Here is a 26365-nt window from a genome sequence, read left to right as displayed (position 1 = left end):
GGCCAAGGCCTACGGTCGAGCTGGCTCCGCGACGTGAAGCGGGGCCACTGCGCGGCGGGCTGCGGCGTTGCCGGTCAGGAGCCCAGCCAGTTTCCAAAGCAGGGCAACGCCGAATGCCGATGCATATGCATCAATGGCGTAGTGCCAGCCCAGATGGACCGATCCCACGAAGATAATCAGGGCGAAGACCGCCGCGGCTGCGGCCAGCCAGCGGTTGATATGCCGGGCTGCAAGAAAGAAAAGCACGCACATCGCGTTGTGGATGGAAGGCATGGCCGAGATGCCCGAAATGACGGTGTCGATATCGTTCACATAGGAACCCCACAACACTTCGCGGACCTGCAGGGTATTCAGGCCCCAGGTGGCGTTTACCGCCTCGAGATTGCGGATCAACTCGGTGAACGAGGACGGCCCGCCATAGGCAAGATCGTAGAAGATCGGACCGACGGACGACAACGCCGTGGCGAATATGATGCCGAGGACGCCCCAGATCAGCACATAGGTCAGCATGAACTGGTGGCGGATGCCAAACTTGTCCGGCAACCCCATCACCAGTCCCATGGAAAGATACACGGCGAAGAACCACAGGTAGTAGACGCGGTCCAGTATTACCGTTGCAGTTCCGTATCCCAGCACGGCATCGAGCCATCTCCACGGGTCCGTTCCGAAATGCAGATAGCGATCTGCATCCCTGAACAAGGCATCGAGCCCATACGGATTGAAAGTCGGGATCGCTGATTTGAAATGACTGAACGAATTCATCAAGAGGGCGGCCGCCACCAAGGCCGGAACGGCCACGGCTGCATTGCGCCACGTGAACACTTCAGCCCAAAGGTAGTCGAAACTCTTCGAAATCGATCCCGAGCGAAGCGTCCTGATCGCCAGGTAGCCGCATATGGCCAGCGCCCAGGCCCCGACGAACGGCCGCAGGCTCTGCGTGATGGACCATGCCATCATTTCAACTGCACCGGGCAACAGGATCAAACGGGCGGCAACGACAAGCAGAACCGCACCGAGAAACAGGCCCTGCTCCTTGCAATTCAACCGAAGGAACTCGGCCAACCTCCGGCCGAGTGGCGCATCCCCCACCAGGCTGCGCGGGGCGAGCGAAGGACCGGGACCATCTCTGAAGGGAATCTCGCTCATGAATCCGTCCGAATGGATGTCCGCACCGCGAAGAAGCGACCGGCCAGTGCCCACGCCGCGAAGGCGACCGCAACGCCGCCGAGCACGTCGATGAGGTGGTGACCACCGTCCACTGGCGTGGAGAAGATCACGGCGAGATTGAGGGCCAACACCAGCCAGAACCACCTGCCTGTCCCCACGAACGCGAGGACGATCAGGACGGAGAGAGTGCTATGGTAGGAGGGGAAAGCGATGAGGCCACGCGGTTCGTCGAGCGAGATCAGGCGGCCAAGACCGTTGCGCAGGTCGAAGAAGGCCTGCTTGTATTCCAGGTCGACGACGGGGTTGTTCGCCGCAATGAAGTCCGGCGATGGTCGTATCGTGCCCAATGCGCCAGCCGCAGGCAGCAAAGCAGAGATGACAATGCAGATCAGAGCGCCAAACATTACCGAAAGGACGAAACGCTGGACCATCTGGAGGTGTCCCAGCATTCCGACGGCAACAACCGTCAGCGCCACCTGCGAGATGGTGGTCACATAGACCAAGGACGACGCTACACCGAGCCAGGGCCTGTCATTGACGAAACCCACATAGGCCAGCCAGTCGAAACCCAACTCGGCGTCAATCGCCATCAGCCTGTCGTCGACCAAGGGCAAGCCGATTGAGGTCATCAGGACGCTGAAGACCGCAGCCGATGCGGAGAAGGCCAACAGGAACGCGGTCTCGGTGCAAAGCGTCTCGAACTGCCTTATCGGGCGCTTCACGCGGTAGAACCAGGAAATGGTGGCCAACGCGATGGTGACGGCCGCAACCTTCGCCAGGCTGCGCAGATCGAATTCGAAATCCGACGCGGCGATCCAGATCGTGTCGATGACCACGAGACTGGAAATCAGGGCGATCTTCAGCCGTCCCGCCGTGCCCAGATCCGCTCCAGCGACCTGAATGTGCCTGACCGTCGAATGGATTTCCACCATTTGCCCCTCGCACCCGAGCAGCACATTAGTTAGCGGCGGTTAAGCCCGTGTGAATCCATCCTTGTCGCGACGTCCCCGTCGAGCGTGGCCGCAGTTAGAACAGTGCGATCCCCCCGAGCAGCACGGCTTCCGCCGCGATGATGCCGACGATGACCTTGCGCCCCAGCAGCATGTAGGCGGCGAAGCCTGCCGCGACGGCGGCCAGGCGCAGCGCCAGCGGTGTCTCGGCCAGCTCGCCGCTCGGGAAGACGATGAGATTGCCGATGACCGCTGCGACAAGTGCCGTGGCGAGCGCCCGGACCAGCACCAGCAGGTCGGAATCCTCCGAGAGGCGGTCGCCCAGATAGACGCCGAGGAAGCGCCAGGCGTCGGTAGCCAGCCAGCCGCCCACCAGGATGAACAGGAACGGCCACCACCAGGCATCGACCGATTGGAACGTCACGCCGGCGCCCTCCGACGCAACAGCTTGTGGAAAGCAAACGCGACGCCACCGCCGATCAGCCCTGCCCCCAGCAGATCGAATCCCGGCACCACAAGGTGGAGCAAGGGGCCGACGACCAGCCCGATGGCCATGGCGACGTGCCCTGCGCGCTCGCGCGCCGAGCCCCACAGCGAGGTCAGGAAATACATCGGCGTGAGCAGGAAAAGGGCTGCCGAAACCGCCGGCGGCAAGCTGTCGGCCAATAGGAACACGATTGCGACCACGGCCATGTTGACCAGCACCAGCGTCGAGCCGAGCCCGGCATAGTAGCTGGTGCGCATGTCGCGGGGGATGCCGCGCAGCCGCTCCATGGCGAGCACCCACGAGGTCACCGCGACGAAATGGGAAAGCACGTAGAGCACCCAGCGCGGCGTTTTCGGCCCGCGCAGTTCGGGAACCAGGGCAACCACCATCGGCGCGAGGCGAATGGACGAAAGCGCGACCGCAAAGGCGGCGGCGGGCAGCGAGGCCCCGGACAGGATGGCGCCGACGAGCACGACCTTGGCGGGCAAGGCCCAGACCATGCCGACCATGAACACGGTCTCTGCCAGAGTGAGCCCCGCTTCCTTGGCGAGGCCGGCAAAGCCGACGAAGGCGCTGGCCAGGATGAGGCCCGGAATGGAAACCGCCGTTCGAGCGCCGCGCAGATACCAAAGACGGCGCGCGGTCATGCTCGGCACGGAAGGTGGTGGGTCGGGGCAGCCATTGCCAAGCCGATAGCACGGGCATTGCGCCAAGTCAGCGCCGCCGTCCGACCTACGCGGCGGTTCTGCGAGCCGATAGGCCTTCGATCCCCCAGCCATGTCAAAGTTGCGGAACGCCGCGACGGCATATTGACAACTTACGCACCGTCAACATGTAGAGAAGTCTTGTGGGGAAGCGAGGAAGTCATGTCCGGCACGATTCTGCTAGTGGTGCAGGCTCTGATCTATTTCGCAACCATGGCGGCCGTGTTCCACGCCCGGCACAGGTTCGGCATCGGCATCTTCGTCTGCGTGCTGGGCGTGATGCATTTCCTCGAGACCTACCTGGCCGCGGTCTTCTTCCTGCCGCTTCCCTTCGGCCTCATCTCGCCCGGCTCGACCGTCATGTTCTCGGGCAAGCTGGTGATGTTCCTGCTCCTCTACATCAAGGAGGACGCCGAGACCGTCCGCCAGCCGATCTACGGCCTGCTGATCGGCAACTGCCTGATGGTCGGGCTTGCGCTGGTTCTGCGCCTCTACGGCGGCGCGGCCGAATTGCCGGGCTACCAGCCGGACCTCACCTTCCTCGACCAGATGGGCCTGCTGATGGTGTGGGGAACGCTGTTGCTCTTCGTCGACAGCATCGCCCTCATCCTGCTCTACGAAAAGCTCGGCCAGCGCATAGCCGGCACGATCTTCAAGCGCGCATTCCTGAGCCTTGCAGTGGTGCTGACCTTCGACCAGCTGCTGTTCTTCATCGGTTTGCGCCTCGTCACGGGCGTGCCGATAAGCGCGCTCTACGGCGGCTGGATTGCCAAGATGGGAGCGGCCGCGCTCTACAGCCTGCTTCTTGTCGGCTATCTGCGCTATGTCGAGACCCGCCCCGCCCCCGCCAGCCCAGAGCCGCTGCTCAAGGTCTTCGACAGGCTCACCTTTCGCCACCGCTACGAAGACCTGTTGCAGCGCACCGGCATCGATTCACTGACCGGCGCGCGCGACCGCGGCCAGTTCGAATCGATGGCGCAGTCGCTGGTCGACCGGAGCGTCGGCGCGGGCAAGCCGGTGAGCCTGCTGATGATCGACATCGATCATTTCAAGAACATCAACGACCAGTTCGGTCATGTGACCGGCGACAAGGTGCTGAAGGACGTGGCGCATGCGCTGGCGGGCTCATTGCGCAGCGGCGATTACCTGTTCCGCTACGGCGGCGAGGAATTTGCCGCGATCTGCCAGGACCTGCATGCGGGCGATGCTGCGGTCATGGGCGAGCGCCTGCGCGCCGCGGTCGCGTCGGCCAGCGTCACCGATCTCGGCATGAGCGCCACCGTCAGCATCGGCATCACCACCGTCGAGGGCGGTCCGGCGACCGTCGAGGAAATGACCAAGGACGCCGACAAGTGGCTCTACGAGGCCAAGCGGCGGGGGCGCAACCGCGTCGAGAGCGCAATCCTGGACTGATCGCTGGCGGAATGCCAAAAAAGAAAGCCCCGTTACCGGGGCTTTCTCGTCTGATTTCAACCCTTTCTGGGCAATTGCGGAACCAGGCTCCGCTTGCCTCCGTCCTTGCCCTTGGGGTCGGACTTCGGCTTGGCGGCCACGACCTTCTTGGCCGCGGGCTTCTTGGCGGCAATCCGCTTGGTCTTGGGCCGGTCGGCCGGCTCTTCCTTCTTTGGCTTGACCGGCACGTCGTCCGCCACGGTTTCGAGCTTGAGGCCGGTTTCGCCGGTCTCCTTCTTCTCCACTGTGACGCGAACCGTTCCGCCCTTCTTGAGCTTGCCGAACAGCACCTCTTCGGCCAGCGGCTTCTTGATGTGCTCCTGGATGACACGGGCGAGCGGGCGCGCGCCCATGCGTTCGTCGTAGCCCTTGTCGGCCAGCCAGGCGACGGCCTCTTGCGACAGGTCGAATGTGACCCCACGCTCGGAGAGCTGCGTCTCCAGCTGCATGACGAACTTCTGAACCACCTGGTGAACGACCGGCACCGGCAGCGAGCCAAACGGGATGATGGCATCGAGACGGTTGCGGAACTCCGGCGAGAACAGCCGGTTGATCGCCTCCATGTCGTCGCCTTCGCGCTTGGACGAGCCGAAGCCGATGGCCGCCCTGGCCATGTCGGAGGCGCCCGCATTCGTGGTCATGATCAGGATCACGTTGCGGAAGTCGATCTGCTTGCCGTTGTGGTCGGTCAGCTTGCCGTGGTCCATCACCTGCAACAGGATGTTGAACAGGTCGGGATGCGCCTTCTCGACCTCGTCGAGCAGGAGCACGCAATGCGGATGCTGGTCGACGCCGTCGGTGAGCAGGCCGCCCTGGTCGAAGCCGACATAGCCGGGAGGCGCGCCGATCAGACGGCTGACGGTGTGGCGCTCCATGTATTCGGACATGTCGAAGCGAAGCAGTTCGACGCCGAGCGAGGCTGCGAGCTGCTTGGCGACCTCGGTCTTGCCGACGCCGGTCGGGCCGGAAAACAGGTAGGAGCCGATCGGCTTCTCCGGTTCGCGCAGGCCGGCACGCGCCAGCTTGATCGATGCGGCCAGGGCCTCGATCGCCGTGTCCTGACCATAGACGACGCGCTTGAGCTCGGTCTCGAGGCCGGCAAGCACCTTCTCGTCGTCGGCGGAGACGGTTTTCGGCGGGATGCGAGCCATGGTGGCGATGGTCGCCTCGATCTCCTTGATGCCGATGGTCTTCTTGCGCTTGCCCTCGGGCAAGAGCATCTGCGAGGCGCCGGTCTCGTCGATGACGTCGATCGCCTTGTCCGGCAGCTTGCGGTCGTTGATGTAGCGCGCCGAGAGTTCCACCGCGGCCTTGATCGCCTCGTTGGTGAACTTCACCTTGTGGAAGTCCTCATAATAGGGCTTCAGGCCCTTCATGATCTCGATGGCATCGGCAACCGTCGGCTCGTTGACGTCGATCTTCTGGAAGCGGCGGACAAGCGCCCGGTCCTTCTCGAAGAACTGGCGGAACTCCTTGTAAGTCGTTGAACCGATGCAGCGGATGGCGCCTGACGACAGAGCCGGCTTGAGCAGGTTGGAAGCATCCATCGCCCCGCCCGAGGTGGCGCCGGCGCCGATAACCGTGTGGATCTCGTCGATAAACAGCACCGCGCCGGCATATTCCTCGAGTTCCTTGACGACCTGCTTCAGCCGCTCCTCGAAGTCGCCGCGATAGCGCGTGCCGGCGAGCAGCGTGCCCATGTCAAGGGCGAAGATGGTAGCATCCTCGAGCACTTCCGGCACGTCGCCTTCGACGATGCGCTTGGCCAGACCCTCGGCGATCGCCGTCTTGCCGACGCCAGGATCGCCGACATAGAGCGGATTGTTCTTCGACCGCCGGCACAGTACCTGGATGGTGCGGTTGATCTCGGCCTCGCGGCCGATCAGCGGATCGATCTTGCCGGCGCGTGCCTTGGCGTTGAGGTTGACGCAGTAGGCCGTCAGCGCGTCCTGCTGCTTCTTGGTCTTGGCGCTTTCCTCGCCCGCCTCGTTGCCGGGGCCGTGCTGCTCCTCGTCGGCACCGCGCGGCGTGCGGCCCTCGGAGGCGCCGGGACGCTTGGCGATGCCGTGCGAGATGTAGTTGACCGCGTCGTAACGGGTCATCTGCTGCTCCTGCAGGAAATAGGCGGCGTGGCTCTCGCGCTCGGCGAAGATGGCGACGAGCACGTTGGCGCCGGATACTTCCTCGCGGCCGGACGACTGCACATGGATGACGGCGCGCTGGATGACGCGCTGGAACCCGGCCGTCGGCTTGGAGTCCTCGTCGTAACCGGTGACGAGGTTGTCGAGTTCGGTGTCGATGTAGGTCAGCACCGTCTGGCGCAGTTCGTCGAGATCGACGTTGCAGGCGCGCATGACGGCGGCAGCCTCGGTGTCGTCGATCAATGCGAGCAGCAGATGTTCTAGCGTCGCGTATTCGTGGTGACGCTCGTTGGCGAGCGTCAGCGCCTGGTGCAGCGCCTTTTCGAGGCCTTGGGAGAAAGCCGGCATTCAATACCTCACTTCTTCTCCATCACGCATTGTAGCGGATGCTGGTTCTGTCTGGCAAAATCCATGACCTGAGACACCTTGGTCTCGGCCACCTCATAGGTGTAGATCCCGCACTCGCCGACGCCATGGTTGTGGACGTGCAGCATGATGCGGGTCGCGGCCTCCCTGTCCTTCTGGAAGAAGCGTTCGAGCACATGCACGACGAACTCCATCGGGGTGTAGTCGTCGTTGAGGATGAGGACCCGGTAGAGGCTCGGCCGCTTGGTCTTGGTCTTGCTGCGGGTGATGACTGCCGTTCCGCGGCCGGGGCCGTTGCCGCCCTCGTCACCGTTCTGCATCCGCGCCACATCAAGCCGTGTGGCCTCCAAGCCGATAGTCACCGTGGTCCTGCCCTTCGTCAATTCCGACCCACCTCGTCATGTAGGTGTCACTGGGAGGATTTTAAGCCCTTCTAACGTGCTGACAATATGGCCACTGGACTACCCAGAGCGTTTTGCCTCTTTCGTGAAGCCGACGACTGCTCTTGCAACAAAAAACCCGGCTGCGAAGGCGCAGCCGGGTCTTTCTTGGCGGATGCTGAGATCCGCCCCCCACTGTTGGGATCGGTCACTTCGCCTTGGCGACGAGCGACTCGAAGGGCTTGTAGGCGTCCTTGGCCAGTTCGGCGTAGAGTTCGCCGAACTTGGTCGCCTCGGCGACGAAGCCCTCGTAGGCCTGCTTGACGTAGTCGGCCTGGATCTCGATAGCCTTGTCGAACGACTTGACGCCGAGCAGTTTCTCGAAGGCGGCAGCGCCCGTCTCGAAGCTCTTCTTGGTGTAGTCGGTCGCCTCGGTGGCGATCGCCTGGGCACCCTTGGAGAGCGAAGCATAGCTCTTCAGGCCGGTGTCCACGAATTCCTTGCCGTACTTGCTGAAATCTTCATAGGTCTGGGTCATCGCTGCATCCTTTCGGGTTGGGAGCGCTGCGCTATGCGATTGTGCGATGCAGCCTACATATTGTGCACCGCACAAATTGTCAACTGACCCAGCGTCATTTGCCAGCCCCTGCCATTCCCTAAATTTCGATTTAAGCCCGAGCAAAAGTGTGAACGGGGCGGTTACCATAAACGGATTGGTAACGCGGCCACCCTTAGAGTGCGCGGATATGGGGCAGGAACCTTTGCCGCCCCGAACGCAACGATAATCCAAGGGTGAAACAGTGCGTCAGGCGTTGCCGGGTAAGCTCTTCAAGGCGGCTATCTCATTAAAATCCATGATGGTTTACACGCTCGCGGCAGCGATCGGACTGTCGACGGTCGCCCCCACTTCGGCAGCGAAGGACAGCAGGTACGCAGCCATCGTCATCGACGCCAACACCGGCAAGGTGCTGCATTCGTCGAGCGCCGATTCCCGGCGCTATCCGGCCTCGCTCACCAAGATGATGACGCTCTACATGACCTTCGAAGCGCTTGCGAAGGGCAAGATCCGCAAGGATACACAGGTCGTCTTCTCCAAGAACGCAGCGTCCGAGCCACCGACCAAGATCGGTGTCAAGGCTGGCAGCTCGATCACGGTCGAGGCCGCGATCCTTTCGCTCGTGACGCGCTCGGCCAATGACGCAGCGACCGCGCTTGGCGAGATGATTGGCGGTTCCGAGGAGAACTTCACCCGCATGATGACCGCCAGGGCGCGTAGCCTCGGCATGAAGGGCACCGTCTTCCGCAACGCCAACGGCTTGCCCAACACCGCGCAATTCACCACCGCGCGTGACATGGCGACGCTCGGCATCGCGCTGCGTGAACATTTCCCGCAGTACTACGGTTATTTCTCGACCCGCTCCTTCGCCTTCGGCCGCCAGCGGATCGCCAACCACAACCGCCTGCTCGGCCGCGTCAAGGGCGTCGACGGCATCAAGACCGGCTACACCCGCGCCTCCGGCTTCAACCTGGTTTCCTCGGTGCAGGACGGCAACCGCAGCCTGGTCGCCGTCGTCATGGGCGGTGCCAGCGGCGCCGGCCGCGACAGCCGCATGGCCGAACTGATCAAGACCTATCTTCCGCAGGCGTCCAGACGCGGTGGCGGCGGCGATCTGATCGCCAAGGCCGATGTGAGCGCCCCTGAGCCGGTCGTCGCCGCCAAGGTCGCGCTGCCCAAGCAGGAAGTGCCGACGCCGGATCGCCGTCCGCAGGCTGAGCAGCCGATCGAGGTAGCAGCCGTTTCCGACGACGCGCCGGCTGCGGCAGCCGAAGTCGCCCCCGTGGCGGCGCCTGCGCAGAAGCCGACCATCGGCCTCTCCGCACAGCCCAAGATCGCGATGGCCTCGGCCGAGCGCTTCGGCGGCAACATCCCGTTCCAGATCCGCAAGTCCAAGGAGGCCGTGCCGAGCAACGCCGCCGAGGCCGTCGAGCAGGCATTCGCCGAGCCGTCCGAGGCTCCGGCAGTGGACGCCTTCAAGACCGCCTCGGTGCCGACCGGCTGGGCCGTCCAGATCGCCTCGTCGCCGAGCGACTCGGAAGCCCGCACCATCCTCGACAAGGCAGCCAAGCAGGTTCCGCAGGTCCTCGCCGACGCATCCGCATTCACGGTGCCTTTCGAGAAGGGCGGCGTGACCTATTTCCGCGCCCGATTCTCCGGTTTCGATTCGAAGGACGCAGCCTGGAAGGCCTGCAACGCACTGAAGAAGAAGAAGATCGCCTGCTACGCCATCGCGCAATAGGCGACCGCCAATCTCCTGAATTGTGTCGAGTCGAAGGAGAACTAGTGATGATCGGAGAGAAGGACGTCCTTGGCTTCGTTGATCCGCGCCGCCAGGAAAGACGATCCGCCGAGATCGGGATGCAGGCGCTGAATCAGTCGGCGGTGGGCCTTGCGGACATCCGCCGCGGCAGCCCCCGCTTCAAGACCAAGGATCTTGTAGGCCTCCTCCTTAGTCATGGCGCCAGAACCTGGCGGAACACCCAGCCCCTCGTGACCGTCAGGCTTCGCGTCTTCGCGCCAAACGGGAAACCTGCCGTCAAGGTAGGTCTCAAGTAGTTGCCGGCTCTCCGGATCGCCGGAGAGCTCGGCCAGAAGTCCCTTCAGCTCGGCGAGACCGAGCGAGGCGAGAGACTTCCCCTCCTGGCGGCCGGCCAGGACAATCCCGGTCAGAACACCGCTGTCGTGATCGAGTTCCATTTCGAGCGCCGCCGTCCGAACGGTCGATCGGCGCCCCGGCGTCCTGGCTGAAGAGCCGCCGCGCCGGCTCGCGGCATACCAGGCGAGCGCCGCCGATATGAGCCCGCCTCCGATCGCAGCGCGGCCCAGAAGCAGCAGGACGACACCGACCAAGCCCAGGGCGATCGGACCGGCCATTTTCAGCGCCCAGGCGAGTTTGGCCGCATCGGCCCGCGCAAGCAGGGCGATCAGCGCGGCCAAGGTCAGCAGGACGAACGCAATGACGGCGAACGCGGTCATGGCGAACTGCGCCCCCTCAGGTGCTCGATCATCAGCACGTCCTCCGGCCGCCCCCTCGCCTCCAGCGCCTTGATGCCGCCGGTCGCAAAGACTGCGACTGCCGAGAGCAGCTTGGACAGTGTTGCCGCAGCCTTGCGGTCGAACCGGAACCATGCGCCCTTGGACAGCCGCGCTATCTCCTTGAACGCGCGTTCGGCCTCGGCATCGTGCCCTTCCTGGAAAACGAAGGCCGGAACGCCGCGCAGGCCCAGCCGGCCGGCCTTCTCGGCGAGCTCGTCGACATTTTCCTCCATCGCGTCGCCGATGTAGACGAGTGCATCCACCTTGGCGGCGGTGGTCTCCTTGAGCGCGTGGCTGAGCACCTTGCCGAGCTGCGTCTGGCCGCTGCGGCACTGGATCGAGGTCATCAGGCCCTTCAGGGCAGTCGTATCGGCAACGAACTTCGAAGCCCGGCATTCGCCCAGTCCGCGGAAATAGACGAGCTGCACGTTGAGCTTGCCGGCCTTGCCGACGGCGTCGAACATCTGGCCCTGCAGCTCGCAGGCAAGGTCCCAGGTCGGCTGGCGGCTCATGGTGGCATCAAGGGCGAGGATCAGGCGGCCGTTGGCCTTGGCCCCTGCCAGTGCGCGCGCCTGACGCACGAAGGCATCGATCTCCACCGCATCCGAACGGCGCTCCGCCGGAGGGCGGTTCGCAGAAGGTGCGAGTGGCTTGCGATCGTCGCTCATCACCCATCAAGATGTGGCGGCGCGCGCCGGCTTGCAAGACCGTCGATTGCGGCGGCTCGGCGCCGTCAGAGCAGGCCGAGTTCGGCCAGCTCCAGTCTGAGCTTGGGCGGCATTTCGGCAAGTGCAGCCTTGCCCTGGCCGAGATCGGCCGGGGCGTCTTCGGGCTTGAGATAGCGCCAGCCCTGGAAGGCGCGGCGCGGCTGCCATTCGGTGCGCACGACCGTCGGCTCAAGCACCAGGTGGCAGCGGCCGATGCCCTCGGAATCGGTGAACGGCCGGATCTCCAGAAGGCGCTGGCGGCACTGCACGATGCCCTTGATCACCCAGTAGAGCGAACCACCGTCGGTGAGCTCCGTGCCCCGCGTCGGGACCATGCGGGTGGTGTGGAACTGCTCCGCGGGCTCGCCGGCGCGGCGCCGTTCGTCGAGGCGGAAAGTGATCAATTCCTCGAGATCCTCGACGCTGTCGCAGCCGACGCAGAGCTTAATCAAGTTGAGTGACATGTTTCGAACATGGGCGCGACAAGTGCTGCGGTCAACAACGAACGGGCTCTCGCCCACAGCTCAGGCAGCGCCTGCGGCGCGCTCGATCGCCTCCGACAGCCGTTCGTCCAGGCTTTTGCTTTCGGCTCCGGCAACCATCACCGCGACGGGCAGGCGGAAGACGGACTGAGCCAACCTCGCAGATCGATGCGCCGCCCCTCATCCGGCCCTTCGGGCCACCTTCTCCCCGTGAACGGGGAGAAGGAAAGCTTCAGCACTCAACGACGTTGACCGCGAGGCCGCCGAGGCTGGTTTCCTTGTACTTCTCGCTCATGTCCATGCCGGTCTGGCGCATGGTCTCGATTGCCGCGTCGAGCGGCACGAAATGCTTGCCGTCGCCCTTGATCGCCAGCGAGGCCGCGGTGACGGCCTTGACCGCGCCGAGCGCATTGCGCTCGATGCACGGCACCTGGACGAGGCCGGCCACCGGATCGCAGGTCATGCCGAGATGGTGCTCGAGCGCGATCTCGGCCGCATTCTCCACCTGCTCCGGCGTGCCGCCCATGACCGCGCAGAGGCCGGCTGCGGCCATCGCCGAAGCCGAGCCCACCTCGCCCTGGCAGCCGACCTCGGCGCCCGAGATCGAGGCATTGGTCTTGATGATGCCGCCAACGGCAGCGGCGGTCAGCAGGAAGTCGCGGATGCTCTCCTTGTCGGCCTCGACATGGAAATGCAGCCAGTAGCGCAGCACCGCCGGCAGCGTGCCGGCCGCACCGTTGGTCGGCGCCGTCACGACGCGCCCGCCGGCCGCGTTTTCTTCGTTGACCGCCATGGCGTAGATCGACAGCCAGTCGTTGGCGAGCAGCGGATTGGGCCGGTTCTGGCTCCACTGCTCCTGCAGCTTCTCGTGCAACTGGCGCGCGCGGCGGCGCACCTTCAGCCCACCCGGCATGATGCCGTCCTGCGACAAGCCTCGGTCGATGCACCGGCTCATGGCATCCCAGATCGCGTCGAGCCCGGCATCGAGCTCGCCCCGCGGCATGTGAATTTCCTCGTTGGCCCGCTTCATCTCGGCGATGGAAAGCCCGCTGCGCGCCGCCATGGCCAGCATCTCGACGGCGTTGGAGAAGGGATAGGGCACGCGCTTGCCCTGGGCGGGCGACGCGGTCTTGGCCTTCATGCGCTGCAGTTCTTCCTCCGAGACGACGAAGCCGCCGCCGATCGAATAGTAGATGCGCTTGAGCAGCAGCCGGTCGCCGGCATCATAGGCATAGAAGGCCATGCCGTTGGCATGTCCGAGCAGCGGCGTCTTCTTGTCGAGCACGAGGTCGACGGCCGGGTCGAAGCGATAGGACGGATGACCGGGCGGAGACACCCGCTTGTCCTGGGAAACCTGATCGATGATCGCGTCGGTCTTGTCCGGATCGACCGTCACGGGCGTCAAACCGGTCAGGCCGAGGATGACCGCCCTGTCGGTGCCGTGGCCGACGCCGGTGTAGGCGAGCGAGCCGTGCAGGCTGGCCGCCAGCCTGTCGACCTTGGCCCCGGCGGGACGGGGCCAGTCACCGCTGAGGACCTCGTCGAGGAAGCGCGCAGCCGCCGTCATCGGCCCCATCGTGTGCGAACTCGACGGACCGATGCCGATCTTGAACAGGTCAAATACCGAAAGGAACAAGTTTCACTCCCTGCGACGGCGCGGTTCGGTCGCGTATCCATGCGATCTTCCCGCCCATTCTACACCAATGCTTGGCACGCTCCGACGCCGCCTGATCATCGCGCGACATTTGCCACATAGCAAAAAAGCGCGGCTCCGCCGCGCTTTCTGTATCCATTTTTCTCTATGATTGGATCATCCGGCAGTCACGACCGCCACCTTTTCGGCATTGCCGCTGACGAGCCAGGCAAGGAGGAGAAAAACCGCAAAACCGAGCACTGCCTTGACCGTCAAGCCCCAGCAGGATTTCTGAACGCCGTCGTCCATGATGTGTCGCAAGACCCTTGTCGTTGGGCGGGCCGGCGATTTCGCCGGCCATGCAGCCTGTCCCGAGTGGGACTGCTGGATACGCCCTTGCCGGGGATTTCGCAACGGCCAAAGATGGCGAAACCATGGCAAGCATGCGTATGCCGGCTCCCATCGAGACCATCACCTTAATGGATTCATACGGTTAAGCCGACGTATTGGTTCATATATCGTCAACATGTGCGGCAACGGCGTGACAGACGGGCGCTCTCGAAATCGCGCTTCCCACCGTGCTATCTCTAGCGGATGAACGGCGATTCCTTCTCGATCCTCGGCCTGATGAGCACACTCGACGTGGCCGCGCTGGCGTTCTTCGTCGCCGGCTGGGTATTCCACGCCGCGGCGGCGGAAGGCCATATCGTCAAGCGCATGTCGCTCACGCGGGCGATGAACACCCAACGTGCCGCCTGGATGGCAACCATGGCGCGCCGCGAGGTGCGGATCGTCGACACCTCGATCATGAACGGCCTGCAGCAGGGCACGGCCTTCTTCGCGTCGAGCTCGCTGATCGCCATCGGCGGCTGCTTCGCGCTGCTCGGCGCGTCCGATCGCGTGCTGGCAGTCTTGAGCGACGTGCCGCTGGCGGGCGACACGGCACGGCCGCTGTTCGAGATCAAGGTCTTCGGCCTGATCGTCGTGCTCGCCTATTCGTTCTTCAAGTTCGGCTGGGCCTATCGCCTGTTCAACTACTGCTCGATCCTGATCGGCGCGGTGCCGCAGCTTCGCGCCGGCGGCGAGCCCGACGACGAGATCGGCCTGGCGGTGATGCGGGCCACGCGCATGAACGTGCTTGGCGGCAAGCATTTCAACGCCGGGCTGCGCGGCGTGTTCTTCTCGCTCGGCTACCTTGGCTGGTTCGTCGACGCCAGCGTCTTCTTCTTCACCACCATGGTGCTGCTGGCGGTGCTGGTCCGGCGCCAGTTCTTCTCCGAAGCCCGGCGGGCCGTCCTGCTTCAGGGACCGGGGAAAGGCTCGTCGATGCGGCCCGACAGCCAGTAGGCGAGCAGGCCGGCCCATTCGCGCAGGGCGATCGTCGTGTTCTGCAGCGAATCGGCCGGGTTGTCGGTGAACAGGCCGATACCCTCCTGGCCGGACGTGCGATAATCGACAGGCCAGGGAACGACGGCAAACTCAGCCTTGGCAAACAGCGCCATCGAGCGCGGCATGTGGAAGGCCGAAGTGACCAGCAGCCAGGTCTCGCCCGGCCTGGGCGACACAAGTTGCCTGGAATAGAGCGCATTCTCGTAGGTGTTGCGCGAGCGGTTCTCGAGAACCAGACGGTCGCGCGAGACGCCGAGTGCCTCGAGCAGCCGCGGCGCCGTGTCGGCATCGCCCTCGCCGTCGAGGACCAGCGTGCCGGTGCCGCCCGAGACGACGACCTTCGCCTGCGGGTAGCGGCGCGACAGAACGGCCGTCTCGACGAAGCGATCGCCGCCGCTGTTGAGCTCGTAGCCGCCGCGGGCGAGATTGATCGCGCCCTCGAAGCCGCCGCCGAGCACGACGATGCCCGCGACCTCGTCCGGCAGGGCTGGTCGCGGGTAGCGCTCCTCGAGCGGGGTCAGCAGGACGGCGCCGAGCGAGGTCCAGGCCGCGAGCGCGAGGATCAGGAAGGCCAGCAAGGACGCCGTTCGCAACAGGCGGCGCCGGCCGAAGAAGCTGGCGGCGAGCCCGAACGCCAGCAGGAGGATCGCGAAATTGAGCGGCTGGGCGAAGAACCAGAAGATTTTTGAGAGGTAGAAGAACATCGCCTCAAGGCAGGCGCGAAGCGCCTACCACCACTTCTCCGGCTGGAAGCGTCCGGCCGCCTGCTCGACCACATGCGCGGTCTGGAACAGCGTCTCCTCGTCGAACGGACGGCCGATCAGCTGCAGGCCGAGCGGCAGGCCATGGCCGTCGAGGCCGGCAGGCACGGCGATGCCCGGCAGGCCCGCCATGTTCACCGTGACGGTGAAGATGTCGTTGAGGTACATCTTGACCGGATCGGAGGCCATGTCCTGGTCGGCGATGCCGAAGGCGGCCGAAGGCGTGGCAGGCGTGAGGATGACGTCGACGCCGGCGGCGAAGACCTGCTCGAAGTCGCGCTTGATCAGCGTGCGCACCTTCTGCGCCTGCAGGTAGTAGGCGTCGTAGTAGCCGGCCGACAGCACATAGGTGCCGATCATGATGCGGCGCTTGACCTCGCGGCCGAAGCCGGCGGCGCGCGTGTTCTCGTACATCTCGACGATGTCCTTGCCCGGCACGCGCAGGCCGTAGCGGACGCCGTCATAGCGGGCGAGGTTGGACGAGGCTTCGGCAGGCGCCACGATGTAATAGGCCGGCAACGCGTATTTGGTGTGCGGCAGCGAGATGTCGACGATCTCGGCGCCGGCGTCCTTGAGCCAGGCAATGCCCTTCTGCCACAGCGCCTCGATGTCGTCGGGCATGCCGTCGACGCGGTATTCCCTCGGGATGCCGACCTTCATGCCCTTCAGCGACTTGCCGATGGCAGCCTCGTAGTCCGGCACGGGCAGGTCGACGGACGTCGTGTCCTTCGGATCGACCGAGGCCATCGACTTGAGCAGGATGGCGGCGTCGCGCACGTCGCGGGCGATCGGACCAGCCTGGTCGAGCGACGAGGCGAAAGCGACCGTGCCCCAGCGCGACACGCGGCCGTAGGTCGGCTTGATGCCTACCGTGCCGGTGAAGGCCGCCGGCTGGCGGATCGAGCCACCGGTGTCGGTTGCCGTGGCACCGGCGCAGAGCCATGCGGCAACGGCAGCGGCCGAGCCGCCCGAGGAGCCGCCCGGCACGAGCTGGGCGTTGTCGAGCGTGCGCGCGGTCCTGGCGCCGCCTGCGGAGACGAAGCCGCCGTCGCCCTGATGCGTGGTCGGCGTCACGACCTGATCGAGGCGCGAGCGGCGCCACGGGTTGACCACCGGGCCGTAATAGGAGGTTTCGTTGGACGAGCCCATGGCGAACTCGTCCATGTTGAGCTTGCCCAGCATGACCGCGCCGTCGGCCCAGAGATTGGCGGTAACCGTCGATTCGTAGCGCGGCTTGAAGCCGTCGAGCACATGGCTGCAGGCCTGGGTGTGCACGCCCTCGGTGGCGAACAGGTCCTTGATGCCGAGCGGAATGCCTTCGAGCGCCCCGCCCTCGCCCCTGGCGAGCCTGGCGTCGGATGCCTTGGCCATCTCGCGCGCCTTGTCGGGCGTCGTCGCCACATAGGCGTTGAAGCTCGGATTGGCCTGCTCGACGGCCGACACATAGGCCTCGGTCAGCTCCGAAGCGGTGATCTCCTTGCCGCGCAGCTTCCCGCGCGCTTCGGCAATCGTCAGTCTGGTCAGATCGGTCATGTGCTCAGCTCGAAAGATTCTTTTCGTAGAAAATCGACCACTGCGAGTCGGGATAGTCGAGTACCGGGCCGCAGCGGCTGAAGCCGGCGCCCTCATAGACCGCCCAGGCGGCCGGATGACGGTCGCCAGTCTCCAGCACCAGGCGGGTAATGCCTTCCTCGCGCGCCAGGGCCTCGATCCGGCCGACGATGTCGGCGCCGATCCTTTTGCCGCGATGGGGCGGGCGCGTGTACATGCGCTTGACCTCGCCAACTCCATCCTCGTGGCGCTTCAGGGCGCCGCAGGCGACCGCTTCGCCGTTGTCGCGGGCGATGAAAACCGTGGTTTCCGGCTCGGCCATCTGCTCGGCCGTCATATGGAAGCAGAATTCCGGCGGCGTCAGCTCGAGCAGGGTCGCGTTGAGCTCGGCGATCAGGCCGCGGACCTCATCCTGCAACGGGCTTTCGACGGCGATATCGATGGCCACCGTGGCTTACTCCACCACCTTGGGCACCAGGAAGAAGTTCTCGTCGGTCGCCGGCGCATTGGCGACGATGTCGGCGGCCTTGTTGCCGTCGGTGACGGCATCGACGCGCTTCTTCATCTCCATGGGCGTGACCGAGGTCATCGGCTCGACGCCGGAAACATCGACCTCGTTGAGCTGCTCGACGAAACCCAGGATGGCGTTCAGTTCGCCGGTCATGCGCTCGGCATCCTCCTCGCTCACCGCGATGCGGGCGAGATGCGCGACGCGCTTGACTGTCTTGAGATCAACGGACATCGAAAAAACTCCGGCAGACCGGGGGAAAGGATCATTGGCGGCTATAACGGCGCGGCGCGCGCGGCGCAACACGCATGATCACGCTCACGGCATGGTGACGCCGTCGCAGAGGTAATAGGTGCCGGCATTGCTGGTCTGGCCGCTTTCGGCGTCAACGGTCCGCACCGACACGAGGTCGAGCTGCGTCGGGCTGAGTTCGAGGATCGACAACACGTCGGGGAACAGGTGACCCGGCTCCTGGCACAGCGCGGTGACCGCCCAGGCCGGCGAGCGTTGCCCCCTTGCGATGTTCAGGAACTCGCAATTGTACTCGACGCTTTCGATGCCGTTGGCCGACAGCATCAGGTTGCCGTCATCGATGACCGCTTGCAGCGTTTCCTTCTTGGCCTTGGCGCAAAGCTCCTCGGATTGAAGGTAGACGCCCTTGATGAATTCTTCGGCCGTCGCGACCTGGACACCCAGCACAAACGCCGTAACGGCTGCAAGCAGTCGCCAATCACGCATCAAAGCCCCCTTAGGTGCGCAGCCGCAGGCCGCCGCGTTCAGATTTCCCTCGCCTCGCCCACCTTCGGCAGCACCACCTCGACGCCCGAGCCATCGAGCCCGGCGACGAATTTCTCCGCCGTCTGGTCGATGATCGGGAAGCTGCCGAAGTGACAAGGCAGCACGGTCTCGAAATTGAAGAAACGCCGGCAGGCGAGTGCCGCGACCGCGCCGCCCATGGTGAAACGGTCGCCGATCGGCACGATACCGATCTTGGGCTCGTGCAGCTCGTTGATCAGCGCCATATCGGAGAAGATGTCGGTGTCGCCCATGTGATAGAGCGTGCGCTCGTCCGGGAAGTGCAGGATCAGCCCTGCGGGGTTGCCCAGATAGGTGTTGGTGCCGCCCGCGCCGCCGGCAGACGACGAATGCAGCGCGTTGACGAAGGTGGTGGTGAAACCGCCGCAGTCCACGGTGCCGCCGTGATTCCCCGGATTGATCTTCCTGTCGCTGACGCCCTTGCCGACGAGATACATGCAGATCTCGAAATTGGCGACCAGCATGGCGCCGGTCTTCCTAAGGATCGCCACGGCGTCGCCGATGTGGTCGTCATGCCCATGGGTGAGCAGCACGTGGGTGACGCCTTCGGCCGCCTGCTCCCACGACTTGCCCCAGGACGGATTGCCGGTCAGGAACGGGTCGATCAGGATCGTCGCCCCCGCAGCCTCGATGCGGAACGCCGAATGTCCATACCAGGTCAGTTTCATTCGTCCGGCACTCCTCGTAATTTCGTCGGCCAGAGGATAGAACGCCGCGATTGCATGTCAAAAGGAAAGCCGCGTGGCCGTCGTCACCATTGAACAGCTTCCAGCCCTTCTTGCCGGTGGCAAGACCCTCGCCGGCCTCGACCTCGGCGACAAGACGATCGGCGTGGCGGTTTCCGACCGCGGGCTGTCCTTCGCCCACCCGCGTCCGGTCATCATGCGCAAGAAGTTCACGCTGGATGCCGGCACCCTCATCGGTCTCCTGATTAAGGAGAATGTCGCGGCCGTCGTGATCGGGCTTCCCATCAACATGGACGGCTCGGAGGGCCCGCGCGCCCAGAAGTCGCGCGCCTTCGTGCGCAACATTTCGACGCTCACCGATCTTCCCTTCGCCTTCTGGGACGAACGCCTGTCGACGGTGGCGGCGGAGCGGGTCCTGATCGAAATGGACGTCTCGCGCCGGAAGCGCGACGAGCGGATCGATTCGGCCGCCGCCGCCTTCATCCTCCAGGGCGTGCTGGACCGGCTTCAGACGCTGGGGGCGGATTCCGCCGGAAAATAGCGCGCCCGCAGCGACCGCAACTTCACCGCGATGACCTTGCGGCGGCGGAACGCCCAGATCGCCAAAAGGATCAGCGTGTCGATGACGCAGGCCTTGGCGATCATCCACGGGATCGTGGCCGGGTCGACGCCCAGCACTTCGCCGTAGAGGTTGAAGATCGCGAGGTTCAACGCCCGGCTGAACCAGGGGGTGCCGAAGTTGATGTCGTTGATCGACAGGAAGTACCAGCCCCAGAAGAGCACCAACGGTGTGGCCCAGGCCGCGAAAATGTAGCGCATCACATGCCGTCCCGGGCCTGTAAGCCCTGGAGTTCGCCGATGTCTGGCCGGTGCCTTGAAACGCGCATGGGGGAGTCCCGCCTGTTCGCGGAGGACTGTGACCCCTGCGTCCCCGCCGTGCAACGTAAACCATTCGTTAAGGTTAACAGGGAGGCGGCCGACGCGGAGCCTCGCGGCGGGCTCCCCCGGCGAACTCAGTTCGACTGGGGATAGAGCGTGTCGATGATCAGGCGGGAATCGTGGCGCGCGTCGAGCATGCCGTAGGTACCGCGCCACTGGCCGGCGAGCCTCGTCTCGATGAAAGCGTCGGCGATGCGCCCTGCCCCCATGCGGCGCAGTTCCGCCGCCGCCGCCGAGATGGCCAGCTGCTCGGTCAGGATACGGGCCGAGCCTTCGTCGGAATTGGCAACCTGCATCGCCGCCCGGAGCACGCCCAGGATGCTGCGGCCGCCCGCGCCGAGGTCGCGCTCGATGCTGGCCAGAACGTCGTCGAACAGGCCGGGCGCCCTTCCAAGGACGCGCAGGACGTCGAGCGCCATGACGTTGCCGGAACCTTCCCAGATGGCGTTGACCGGCGCCTCGCGATAGTGGCGCGCGATCGCCATCTCCTCGACATAGCCATTGCCGCCCAGGCACTCCATGGCCTCGTAGAGCAGCGCCGGAGAGATCTTGCACACCCAGTATTTCACCACCGGCGTCATGGCGCGCGCGAACGCGGCTTCGCTGCGGTCGCTGGCGGCCTCGTCGAAGGAGCGCGCCAGGCGGAAGGCGAGCGCGGTCGCGCCGGCGACGTCGAGCGCCATGTCGGCGAGCACGCGCTGCATCAGCGGCTGATCGATCAGGTTCTTGCCGAACACCTGGCGATGGCGCGTGTGGTGAACCGCCTCGGCAAGCCCGGCCCGCATGATGGCCGACGACGCCACCGCGCAGTCGAGGCGCGTCAGCGTCACCATGTCCATGATGGTCTTCACGCCGCCGCCGGGTTCGCCCACCAGATCGCCGATGGCATCCTGGATCTCGACTTCCGACGAAGCATTGGAGCGATTGCCGAGCTTGTCCTTGAGGCGCTGGAACTGCAGCCCGTTGGCGGAACCGTCGCTCAGGATGCGCGGCACCAGGAAACAGGAAAGCCCTTCGGGCGCCTGCGCCAGCATCAGAAAGGCGTCGGACATCGGCGCCGACATGAACCACTTGTGGCCGGTGAGCCGGTAGAAGCTGCCGCCGGCGCGCTCGGCCCTAGTGGTGTTGGCGCGCACGTCCGTGCCGCCCTGCTTCTCGGTCATGCCCATGCCGAGCGTCAGGCCGGTCTTTTCGACCGGCGGCTTCTGCGCCTGGTCGTATTTGCGAGTGGTCACCCGCGGCGCCCATTCGCGGAACAGCTTGGGGCTCGCCATCAGCGCGGCGAGCGAAGCGCTGGTCATGGTGATCGGGCAAAGATGGCCGCATTCGAGCTGGGCGGTGAGATAGAATCGCGCCGCGCGGACCTGGTGCCTGCGGCCTGTCTCGGCCTCGCCGTTTTCCCACACCGACGAATGCAGGCCACCGGCGATCGAGCGGCGCATCAGGGCATGGTAGGCCGGGTGGAACTCGACCTGGTCGATGCGGCGCCCCTGCCGGTCGTAGGTCTTGAGCTTCGGCACCTCGCTATTGGCGAGCCGCGCCAGATCCTGCGCCTCGTGGGTGAAGACGAAGCGCCCCAGCCCGTCCAGATCGCGCCGGACCGGCTCCGAAAAATTCTCCGCGATCTGGATCAGCAGCGGGTCGCCGCGCCAGGCATTGCTGCCCGTCAGCGGCGGGGGCTGGTTCGGCACGTCCTGCGTCACGCTCGTCCTTCATCGGTCTGGCGACGGCACGAATCCGCTGCCCTTGGCCGGCTTTATAGCCGAAATGCTTATCGATAGCTTATGGCGCAGCTTTCTTGCGACGAAAATCCCGGGGGACAACTTTCGGCATCCAAAAGTCGGCTTGCGGGTCACTTAAGCACAGCCTATAGCAGCGGCTTGAGATGACCGACGCTCCGCACCTGCCGCTCTACCCGCACCGCCATCTTCTTGGCATACGCGACCTTTCCCCTTCCGACATAGACTTGCTGCTCGATCGTGCCGACGCAGCCGTGTCGATCTCGCGCCAGTCCGAGAAGAAGACCTCCACCTTGAGGGGGCGCACCCAGATCAACCTCTTCTACGAAGCCTCGACGCGCACGCAGTCGTCCTTCGAGCTCGCCGGCAAGCGGCTGGGCGCCGACGTCATGAACATGTCGGTGGCAAGCTCGTCGGTGAAGAAGGGCGAGACGCTGATCGACACGGCGATGACGCTGAACGCGATGCGGCCCGACATCCTCATCATCCGCCACCAGTCGGCGGGTGCTGCCGCCCTGCTCGCCCAGAAGGTCGGCTGCTCGGTGGTCAACGCCGGCGACGGCGCGCATGAACACCCGACGCAGGCGCTGCTCGACGCGCTGACCATCCGCCGCGCCAAGGGCAGCATCGGACGCCTCACCGTGGCGATCTGCGGCGACATCCTGCACTCGCGCGTCGCCCGCTCCAACATTCTCCTGCTCAATGCGCTCGGCGCCCGCGTCCGCGTCGTCGCCCCTTCGACGCTCTTGCCCTCGGGCATCGCCCAGATGGGCGTCGAGGTCACCCAGTCGATGGCCGAGGGCCTCAAGGACGCCGACGTGGTGATGATGCTGCGCCTGCAGCGCGAGCGCATGGCCGGCGCCTTCGTGCCGTCGGTGCGCGAATATTTCCGCTACTGGGGCCTCGATGCCGAGAAGCTGAAGGCCGCCAAGGAAGACGCGCTCGTCATGCATCCCGGCCCTATGAATCGCGGCGTCGAGATCGCCTCCGAAATCGCCGACGGCCCGCAGAGCGTCATCCAGGAACAGGTGGAGATGGGCGTCGCCGTGCGCATGGCGGTGATGGAGGCGCTGCTCGACCCGCGCCGCAACCGCGACGGAATGAACGCATGAGCATCACGGTTTTCCAGCGCGCCCGCGTCGTCGACCCCTCCCGCGGCATCGACGAGACCGGCTCGGTCATCGTCGACGGCAAGAAGATCGCAGCTGCCGGAGCGGCGGCCCTGAACCAGGGTGTGCCGGAAGGCGCCGAGGTCATCGACTGTGCCGGCAAGGCGATCGTCCCGGGCCTGGTCGACGGCCGCGTCTTCATTGGCGAGCCCGGCGCCGAACATCGCGAGACCATCGCATCGGCAAGCGTTGCCGCAGCCGCGGGCGGCGTCACCTCCATGGTGATGATGCCCGACACCGACCCGGTGATCGACAATGTCGCGCTCGTCGAGTTCGTGCTGCGCACCGCCAAGGAAACGGCGTCGATCAACGTCTTTCCGGCAGCCGCGATCACCAAGGGCCTCGACGGCCACGAGATGACCGAGTTCGGCCTGTTGCGCGAGGCAGGCGCGGTCGCCTTCACCGACGGGCGCCACACCATCGCCAATGCGCTGATGATGCGCCGGGCGCTGACCTATGCACGCGACTTCGGCGCCGTCATCGCGCACGAGACGCAGGACGCGGACCTTGCCTCGTCCGGCGTCATGAACGAAGGCCTCTACGCCAGCTGGCTCGGCCTGTCCGGCATCCCGCGCGAAGCCGAAACCATCCCGCTCGAGCGCGACCTGGCGCTGGCCCGGCTGACGCGCGGCAACTACCATGCGGCCAAGATCTCGACGGCGATGGCGGCCGGAGCGGTCGCGCGCGCCAAGGCCGATGGCGCCAAGGTCACCGCGGGCGTGTCGATCAACAGCCTGTCGCTCAACGAGAACGACGTCGGCGAATACCGCACCTTCTTCCGCCTGGCGCCGCCGCTGCGCGCCGAGGACGACCGCCTGGCCATGATCGAGGCGCTGAGGGACGGCACCATCGACATCATCGTCTCCTCGCACGACCCGCAGGACGTCGACACCAAGCGCCTGCCGTTCGCCGACGCCGCCGTCGGTGCGATCGGGCTCGAGACGCTGCTCGCGGTGACGCTGCGCCTGCACCACAACGGCGACGTTCCGCTCATCCGAATCATCGAGGCGCTGTCGACGGCGCCCGCCAGGCTGTTCGGCCTGCCCGGGGGCACGCTGCGGCCGGGTGCGGCGGCCGACCTCGCGCTCGTCGACCTCGACGAGCCGTGGATCGTACGCGAAACGGATATCCGCTCGCGCTCCAAGAACACCTGCTTCGAAGGCGCGCGGCTCCAGGGCAAGGTCTTGCAAACCATGGTCGCCGGTCGCACAGTATTCGCGGCCTGACGGCCACGGGGGAGAATAAGTATCTTGATGCCGGACGACATTTTTCCGACGGCGGTGAGCGTGCTGATCGCGGCTGCCGTTTTCGGCTACCTGCTCGGCTCGATTCCGTTCGGCCTGCTTTTGACGCGCGCGGCCGGCCTCGGCGACGTGCGCAAGATCGGCTCCGGCAATATCGGCGCCACCAACGTGCTGCGTACCGGCAACAAGAAGCTGGCTGCCGCGACCCTGCTGCTCGACGCCCTCAAGGGCACCGTCGCGGTCGTGATCGCCAGCCGCTGGAGCCACGACGCCGCGATCTTCGCAGGCTTCGGCGCCTTCATCGGCCACCTCTATCCGATCTGGCTCGGCTTCAAGGGCGGCAAGGGCGTCGCCACCTATCTCGGCGTCCTGCTCGGCCTCTCCTACCTCGGCGCGCTGATCTTCGCCGCCACCTGGCTCTTCGTGGCACTTGTCAGCCGCTACTCCTCGCTCGCCGCGCTCACCGCGGCGGTGGTCGTCCCCGTGGCCCTCTACATGATGGACCTTCCCAAGGCTGCCGGCCTGCTCGCGCTGATGAGCGCGATCGTCTTCATTCGCCACCGCGCCAACATCTCGCGGCTGCTCTCCGGCACCGAATCGCGGATCGGAGCCAAGGGATGAGCCAAGCCGCCGCCGGGCCGCAACTGAGCGACCGGCAGCGGCTTCACTGGCTGCGCCTCATCCGCACGCCCAACGTGGGTCCGGCGAGTTTCCGCAACCTCATCAACCGCTTCGGCTCGGCCGAGACGGCGATCGAGATGCTGCCCGAGGTCATGCGTGCCGGCGGCGCCCAGCGCAGCGTGCGCATCCCCTCCGTGGCCGAAGCCGAGGCCGAGCTGGACGCGGCCCGCCGATTCGGCGCCCGGTTCGTCGCCATCGGCGAGGCCGACTACCCGCCGATGCTCAGGCGCATGGACCACCCGCCTCCCCTTCTCGCGCTGAAGGGAACGGCTGCCGTATTGCAACTGCCGCCGGTGGCCATCGTGGGCGCCCGCAACGCCTCGCTCGCCGGCATCAAGATGGCGCGCACCCTGGCCGCCGAACTCGGCCGCAACGGCTATGCCGTGATCTCGGGCCTGGCGCGCGGCATCGATACGGCGGCTCACCACGGCAGCCTCGACACCGGGACAGTGGGCGTGCTGGCCGGCGGCCTGGACCATCCCTATCCGCCGGAAAACACCGACCTGTGCGACGAGATCGCCATCCGCGGCGCGATCGTCTCCGAAATGCCGTTCGGATGGGAGCCGCGGGCGCAGGATTTTCCCCGGCGCAACCGAATCGTCGCCGGCCTGGCGCTCGGACTGGTGGTGGTCGAGGCGGCGACCCGCTCCGGTTCGCTGATCAGCGCGCGGCTCGCGGCGGAATTGGGCCGGCTGGTATTCGCCGTTCCGGGATCGCCGCTCGATCCGCGCGCGGCCGGGACAAACGGCCTGCTCAAGGAAGGTGCGACCCTGGTGACGGATGCCTCGGACGTGATCGAGGCCCTTGCGCCACTCGCCGGCGGCAACTTGCCGGCGACGCCGCCGAAGGTCGAGGAGCCCCCGGACTTCACCGGAGCGCCGCCGCCCGCCGAGGGCGACCGGGCACGCATCGTCGAGGCCTTGGGGCCGGTTCCGGTCGAGGTCGACGAACTCATTCGCCATACCGGCCTGCATCCGGCGCAGATCTTCATGGTCTTGCTGGAACTCGACCTGGCCGGCCGTCTCGAACGCCACTCAGGCGGACGGGTTTCGCTCGTCACGCCGGACGACTGAGGGGCGCTCGCCCCGCATGATGTCGCCCGCCTCGATGTAGGCCATCTCGATGAGGTAGGCGAGCATGTGGCAGCGCTCGACTTCGGCCATCTGTCGCAGCTGGCCGAGCATCGACTGCATATAGCTAGAGCGACGGACTTTCATATGAGTCCATATCCAGCGGCGTTGAAGTAGTTTCTGCATTCTGTTGGCGAGAAGAGATTGCAGATGTCACCGATGGCCTTCCACAGGGCATCGATGGTTCTG

At 65.4% G+C, this 26365-nt stretch carries 29 protein-coding genes; 8 read left to right on the top strand and 21 right to left on the bottom strand.

All coding sequences use genetic code 11. The features are described 5' to 3' along the window. Positions 1 to 9: 9 nt before the first annotated feature. The 4 genes from AmiPiv_RS23285 to AmiPiv_RS23270 form a co-directional block, all read right to left on the bottom strand. Entirely contained in the window at positions 10 to 1146 is a 1137-nt protein-coding gene (locus AmiPiv_RS23285) for a phosphatase PAP2 family protein (RefSeq protein WP_340041358.1), read from the bottom strand. After that, the gene (locus tag AmiPiv_RS23280) at positions 1143 to 2099 is read right to left on the bottom strand and encodes a phosphatase PAP2 family protein (protein ID WP_340041356.1); all 957 of its coding nucleotides are present in this window, start codon (positions 2097 to 2099) and stop codon (positions 1143 to 1145) included. Before AmiPiv_RS23280 ends, AmiPiv_RS23285 begins: the two co-directional genes overlap by 4 nt. 94 nt (positions 2100 to 2193) lie before the next feature. Then, positions 2194 to 2541, bottom strand: a complete 348-nt coding sequence (locus AmiPiv_RS23275; protein WP_340041354.1) for an AzlD domain-containing protein — start codon at positions 2539 to 2541, stop codon at positions 2194 to 2196. Then, positions 2538 to 3251 (bottom strand): AzlC family ABC transporter permease, encoded by a 714-nt coding sequence (locus tag AmiPiv_RS23270; RefSeq protein WP_340041351.1) that lies wholly within the window; start codon positions 3249 to 3251, stop codon positions 2538 to 2540. The genes AmiPiv_RS23275 and AmiPiv_RS23270 overlap by 4 nt, the downstream gene beginning before the upstream one ends. 219 nt (positions 3252 to 3470) lie before the next feature. On the opposite strand from AmiPiv_RS23270, the gene AmiPiv_RS23265 reads away from it, so the two are divergent. Then, positions 3471 to 4721 (top strand): GGDEF domain-containing protein, encoded by a 1251-nt coding sequence (locus AmiPiv_RS23265; RefSeq protein ID WP_340041349.1) that lies wholly within the window; start codon positions 3471 to 3473, stop codon positions 4719 to 4721. A gap of 56 nt (positions 4722 to 4777) precedes the next feature. Here AmiPiv_RS23265 and clpA read toward each other — a convergent pair whose 3' ends face one another. From clpA to AmiPiv_RS23250, 3 genes are all read right to left on the bottom strand, one after another. After that, positions 4778 to 7249 (bottom strand): ATP-dependent Clp protease ATP-binding subunit ClpA, encoded by a 2472-nt coding sequence (gene clpA / locus AmiPiv_RS23260; protein ID WP_340041347.1) that lies wholly within the window; start codon positions 7247 to 7249, stop codon positions 4778 to 4780. An 8-nt stretch (positions 7250 to 7257) separates the two neighbouring features. After that, positions 7258 to 7587 (bottom strand): ATP-dependent Clp protease adapter ClpS, encoded by a 330-nt coding sequence (gene clpS, locus AmiPiv_RS23255; RefSeq protein WP_340041485.1) that lies wholly within the window; start codon positions 7585 to 7587, stop codon positions 7258 to 7260. A gap of 268 nt (positions 7588 to 7855) precedes the next feature. Beyond that, a complete protein-coding gene (locus AmiPiv_RS23250; RefSeq protein WP_340041345.1) occupies positions 7856 to 8185 on the bottom strand; it encodes a phasin family protein in 330 nt (109 codons plus the stop codon). Between the two features lie 316 nt (positions 8186 to 8501). Between AmiPiv_RS23250 and AmiPiv_RS23245 the strand changes: the two genes are divergently transcribed. Continuing rightward, positions 8502 to 9944 (top strand): D-alanyl-D-alanine carboxypeptidase, encoded by a 1443-nt coding sequence (locus AmiPiv_RS23245; RefSeq protein WP_340041344.1) that lies wholly within the window; start codon positions 8502 to 8504, stop codon positions 9942 to 9944. 41 nt (positions 9945 to 9985) lie between these two features. Here AmiPiv_RS23245 and AmiPiv_RS23240 read toward each other — a convergent pair whose 3' ends face one another. The 5 genes from AmiPiv_RS23240 to AmiPiv_RS23220 all read right to left on the bottom strand — a co-directional run bounded on the left by AmiPiv_RS23240 (position 9986) and on the right by AmiPiv_RS23220 (position 13872). Then, on the bottom strand, positions 9986 to 10681 hold the full coding sequence (locus AmiPiv_RS23240) for a DnaJ domain-containing protein (protein WP_340041343.1): 696 nt from the start codon (positions 10679 to 10681) through the stop codon (positions 9986 to 9988). Next, positions 10678 to 11409 (bottom strand): VWA domain-containing protein, encoded by a 732-nt coding sequence (locus AmiPiv_RS23235; RefSeq protein WP_340041341.1) that lies wholly within the window; start codon positions 11407 to 11409, stop codon positions 10678 to 10680. Before AmiPiv_RS23235 ends, AmiPiv_RS23240 begins: the two co-directional genes overlap by 4 nt. A 65-nt stretch (positions 11410 to 11474) precedes the next feature. Next, complete coding sequence (locus AmiPiv_RS23230; protein WP_340041339.1) at positions 11475 to 11912, bottom strand: DUF1489 family protein; 438 nt, start codon at positions 11910 to 11912, stop codon at positions 11475 to 11477. Positions 11913 to 12162: 250 nt separating this feature from the next. After that, entirely contained in the window at positions 12163 to 13566 is a 1404-nt protein-coding gene (locus AmiPiv_RS23225; protein ID WP_340041337.1) for an L-serine ammonia-lyase, read from the bottom strand. A gap of 174 nt (positions 13567 to 13740) precedes the next feature. Then, complete coding sequence (locus AmiPiv_RS23220; protein WP_340041335.1) at positions 13741 to 13872, bottom strand: hypothetical protein; 132 nt, start codon at positions 13870 to 13872, stop codon at positions 13741 to 13743. A 285-nt stretch (positions 13873 to 14157) separates the two neighbouring features. Here AmiPiv_RS23220 and AmiPiv_RS23215 point away from each other — a divergent pair, with 285 nt between their 5' ends. Then, complete coding sequence (locus tag AmiPiv_RS23215) at positions 14158 to 14910, top strand: DUF599 domain-containing protein (protein ID WP_340041333.1); 753 nt, start codon at positions 14158 to 14160, stop codon at positions 14908 to 14910. On the opposite strand, the gene AmiPiv_RS23210 is transcribed toward AmiPiv_RS23215, so the two are convergent. From AmiPiv_RS23210 to AmiPiv_RS23185, 6 genes are all read right to left on the bottom strand, one after another. Next, positions 14865 to 15656, bottom strand: a complete 792-nt coding sequence (locus AmiPiv_RS23210; RefSeq protein WP_340041331.1) for a YdcF family protein — start codon at positions 15654 to 15656, stop codon at positions 14865 to 14867. The genes AmiPiv_RS23215 and AmiPiv_RS23210 overlap by 46 nt on opposite strands. 24 nt (positions 15657 to 15680) lie before the next feature. After that, positions 15681 to 17246 carry an amidase gene (locus tag AmiPiv_RS23205; RefSeq protein WP_340041329.1) on the bottom strand — a complete coding sequence of 522 codons (1566 nt, stop codon included), beginning with the start codon at positions 17244 to 17246 and terminating at the stop codon, positions 15681 to 15683. Between the two features lie 4 nt (positions 17247 to 17250). Continuing rightward, positions 17251 to 17712 carry a GNAT family N-acetyltransferase gene (locus AmiPiv_RS23200; RefSeq protein ID WP_340041327.1) on the bottom strand — a complete coding sequence of 154 codons (462 nt, stop codon included), beginning with the start codon at positions 17710 to 17712 and terminating at the stop codon, positions 17251 to 17253. A gap of 6 nt (positions 17713 to 17718) precedes the next feature. Then, positions 17719 to 18006, bottom strand: coding sequence for an Asp-tRNA(Asn)/Glu-tRNA(Gln) amidotransferase subunit GatC (gatC, locus tag AmiPiv_RS23195; RefSeq protein WP_340041325.1), 288 nt, complete (start codon positions 18004 to 18006; stop codon positions 17719 to 17721). 84 nt (positions 18007 to 18090) lie between these two features. Further along, on the bottom strand, positions 18091 to 18510 hold the full coding sequence (locus tag AmiPiv_RS23190; protein WP_340041323.1) for a hypothetical protein: 420 nt from the start codon (positions 18508 to 18510) through the stop codon (positions 18091 to 18093). Between the two features lie 38 nt (positions 18511 to 18548). Then, entirely contained in the window at positions 18549 to 19256 is a 708-nt protein-coding gene (locus AmiPiv_RS23185; protein WP_340041321.1) for a metal-dependent hydrolase, read from the bottom strand. 73 nt (positions 19257 to 19329) lie between these two features. Here AmiPiv_RS23185 and ruvX point away from each other — a divergent pair, with 73 nt between their 5' ends. After that, positions 19330 to 19815: a Holliday junction resolvase RuvX gene (gene ruvX / locus AmiPiv_RS23180; protein ID WP_340041319.1), complete on the top strand. Its 486-nt coding sequence runs from the start codon at positions 19330 to 19332 to the stop codon at positions 19813 to 19815. Here the strand turns inward: ruvX and AmiPiv_RS23175 are convergent. Further along, complete coding sequence (locus AmiPiv_RS23175) at positions 19782 to 20093, bottom strand: DUF6105 family protein (protein ID WP_340041317.1); 312 nt, start codon at positions 20091 to 20093, stop codon at positions 19782 to 19784. The genes ruvX and AmiPiv_RS23175 overlap by 34 nt on opposite strands. A gap of 194 nt (positions 20094 to 20287) precedes the next feature. Then, positions 20288 to 21916, bottom strand: a complete 1629-nt coding sequence (locus AmiPiv_RS23170) for an acyl-CoA dehydrogenase family protein (protein WP_340041315.1) — start codon at positions 21914 to 21916, stop codon at positions 20288 to 20290. A gap of 182 nt (positions 21917 to 22098) precedes the next feature. On the opposite strand from AmiPiv_RS23170, the gene AmiPiv_RS23165 reads away from it, so the two are divergent. The 4 genes from AmiPiv_RS23165 to dprA are packed head-to-tail and all read left to right on the top strand — an operon-like array spanning position 22099 to position 26119. Beyond that, positions 22099 to 23064 carry an aspartate carbamoyltransferase catalytic subunit gene (locus AmiPiv_RS23165; RefSeq protein WP_340041314.1) on the top strand — a complete coding sequence of 322 codons (966 nt, stop codon included), beginning with the start codon at positions 22099 to 22101 and terminating at the stop codon, positions 23062 to 23064. After that, entirely contained in the window at positions 23061 to 24347 is a 1287-nt protein-coding gene (locus tag AmiPiv_RS23160; RefSeq protein ID WP_340041313.1) for a dihydroorotase, read from the top strand. The genes AmiPiv_RS23165 and AmiPiv_RS23160 overlap by 4 nt, the downstream gene beginning before the upstream one ends. A 27-nt stretch (positions 24348 to 24374) precedes the next feature. Next, positions 24375 to 24986 (top strand): glycerol-3-phosphate 1-O-acyltransferase PlsY, encoded by a 612-nt coding sequence (gene plsY, locus AmiPiv_RS23155; RefSeq protein ID WP_340041312.1) that lies wholly within the window; start codon positions 24375 to 24377, stop codon positions 24984 to 24986. Continuing rightward, a complete protein-coding gene (dprA, locus tag AmiPiv_RS23150; protein WP_340041310.1) occupies positions 24983 to 26119 on the top strand; it encodes a DNA-processing protein DprA in 1137 nt (378 codons plus the stop codon). The genes plsY and dprA overlap by 4 nt, the downstream gene beginning before the upstream one ends. Here dprA and AmiPiv_RS23145 read toward each other — a convergent pair. Beyond that, complete coding sequence (locus AmiPiv_RS23145; RefSeq protein ID WP_340041308.1) at positions 26081 to 26263, bottom strand: hypothetical protein; 183 nt, start codon at positions 26261 to 26263, stop codon at positions 26081 to 26083. The genes dprA and AmiPiv_RS23145 overlap by 39 nt on opposite strands. Positions 26264 to 26365: the final 102 nt, after the last annotated feature.

This window comes from Aminobacter sp. Piv2-1, from assembly GCF_037625995.1.
Taxonomy (GTDB): domain Bacteria; phylum Pseudomonadota; class Alphaproteobacteria; order Rhizobiales; family Rhizobiaceae; genus Aminobacter.
Note: the sequence above shows the minus strand (reverse complement) of the source record. Positions and strands in the feature narration are given on the sequence as shown.